Genomic DNA, 2,212 nt, shown 5'->3' with positions numbered 1-2,212 from the left:
TGTTCGCCCGCGACTCCGCCGAGATCATGGCCGGTGCGGGGTTGCGCGCCCTGCTGCTGCCGCGCCGCCGGTACTGCCGGGAGCGGATCGTGACGAACACCGCCGACAGCACGATCGCGATGCCCGACCCGAGGAGCACCGCGAGGGTGCCCTCATCGGCGACGCCCTCGATGCCGGCGAAGGCGAGCTCGTTCATGAGCAGCGACACCGTGAACCCGATGCCGCCGAGGGCGCCCACGACCACGAGGTCGCCCAGCGTCAGGGGCGTCGTGGTGCCCGGCTTCTGGCGCGCGACGAGGCCGCCGAGGAGCCCCGCGAGCGTGATGCCCACGATCTTGCCGACCGGGAGCCCGACGAGGATGCCCCAGAACGCCGGATCGAGCTCGCTCGGCGACACCTGCGGCACGGGCACCATCGCCGCGGTGAACGCGAACAGCGGGAGGATGACGCCGTTCGACCACGGCTCGAGCGCGTGGGCGGCGCGGCCGGCCGGGCGCCGGGCCATCACGAGGCCCAGCGCGACGCCCGCGATCGTCGCGTGCACGCCCGACTGGTAGACGAAGTACCAGGCGAGCACTCCCAGCACGATCAGCAGCGCCATGACCGGCCACTGCGGCCGGCGCGACAGGATCCAGCTCGACCGCGGCTTCATGAGCCTCGAGACCATGCCGAACAGCGTGATCGCGATGACGCCGAAGCCGAGCGCGGCCAGGTCGGCATCGGTCGTGAAGAAGAACGCGATGATGAGGATCGCGATGAGGTCGTCGAGCACGGCGAGCGCGAGCAGGAACACGCGCACGCGGGTGGGCAGGAACCGTCCGAAGACGGCGAGCACGCCGAGCGCGAAGGCGATGTCGGTGGCCGTCGGGATCGGCCAGCCGTCGACCGTGTCGGTGCCCGCGGTGAACGCGATGAAGATGCCGGCCGGGACCACGACCCCGCCGACCGCCGCGATCGCGGGCAGCAGCGCCTTCGACAGGCTGTTGAGCTCGCCGATGACGAGCTCGCGCTTGAGTTCGACGGCGACGATGAAGAAGAAGATGGCCAGCAGCCCGTCGCTGACCCAGTGGCCCGTCGACAGGTCGAGTCCGAGCCATGGGATCTCGAGGTGCGCGTTCTTCAGGTCGACCGCGGCTGGGCTGAACGGGAGGTTGGCGATGACGAGGCCGAGCACGGCCGCGACGAGGAGCAGCGCGGCGGCGAATCGCTCGGAGCGGAGGACGTTCATGGGACTCCTGTCGGGAAGTCTCGGTGCCACGGCGGTGCAGTGCGTGCAGTGCGACGCGCCGGGCGCGGATGGGGGCGACGACGTTCGACGTCGGCCGACCAGACTTCCCGGCACTCCGCCGCCAATCCTATCGAGGCACCCGGACGCAGCGCCTAGCATGGCTGGGACGGCGCGCCGGGATGCGGCAGCCGTCGGAGGGAGCGAGCGTGGGCGACATCCGCAACCGGGCGCAGGCCATCACAACCGATCCGGCCGCCGCAGGGCCGACGGATGCCACGTCACTCGGCGAGCTCATCCGCACCGTCGCGCTGCTGCGTGCGCCCGGCGGCTGCCCCTGGGACGCCGACCAGACGCACGAGAGCCTCGTGCAGTACCTCGTCGAGGAGAGCTGGGAGCTCATCGACGCCATCGAGTCGGGTGACCGCGACGAGATGATCGAGGAGCTCGGCGACGTGCTCTACCAGGTGCTGTTCCACGCCGACATCGCCGCGCACACGCCCGGCGAGGACTTCGACATCGACGACGTCGCGGCGCACATGACCGCGAAGATGGTGTCGCGGCATCCGCACGTCTTCGGCGGCGACCGCACCGCCGAGACCGCCGACGACGTGGTGTCGTTCTGGGAGGACCTCAAGGCCGACGAGAAGCCGCACCGCACGAGCGTGCTCGACGGGATCCCGCGCGGCATGCCGGCCCTGGCCCTCGCTCAGAAGGTCATCGGCAAGGCCGCGAAGGCCGGGGTGGTCGTCGACCCGGTTCCGGATGCCGCGGCGCCCGTCGCGCCCGCGGTGCCCGTCGCGCCCGCCACGGAGGACGAGCTGGGTCGCCTGCTGTTCTCGGTCGTGGCATCCGCCCGCTCGCAGGGACTCGACGCGGAGCGGGCCCTGCGGCACGCCGTGCGGGGCTTCGAGGACGAGGTGCGTGCGGCCGAGCGCGCGGCGGCCGGTGGCGACGCCGGCGGGCGCGTCGGCGGCGACGCCGGCC

2 protein-coding genes are annotated in these 2,212 nt (G+C 72.2%); one reads left to right on the top strand and one right to left on the bottom strand.

Going from position 1 to position 2,212, the window contains the following annotated elements:
- Positions 1-1,228 (bottom strand): Na+/H+ antiporter NhaA (locus tag GH736_RS21550; RefSeq protein WP_159606951.1); only part of this gene is annotated, 1,228 nt, incomplete at its 3' end.
- 206 nt (positions 1,229-1,434) lie between these two features.
- Between GH736_RS21550 and GH736_RS21545 the strand changes: the two genes are divergently transcribed.
- A partial coding sequence (locus GH736_RS21545; RefSeq protein WP_235934617.1) for a MazG family protein occupies positions 1,435-2,212 on the top strand: 778 nt, incomplete at its 3' end.

This window comes from Agromyces humi (genome assembly GCF_009720255.1).
Taxonomy (GTDB): Bacteria; Actinomycetota; Actinomycetes; order Actinomycetales; family Microbacteriaceae; genus Agromyces; species Agromyces humi.
This window is presented reverse-complemented; position numbering and strand designations above follow the sequence as displayed.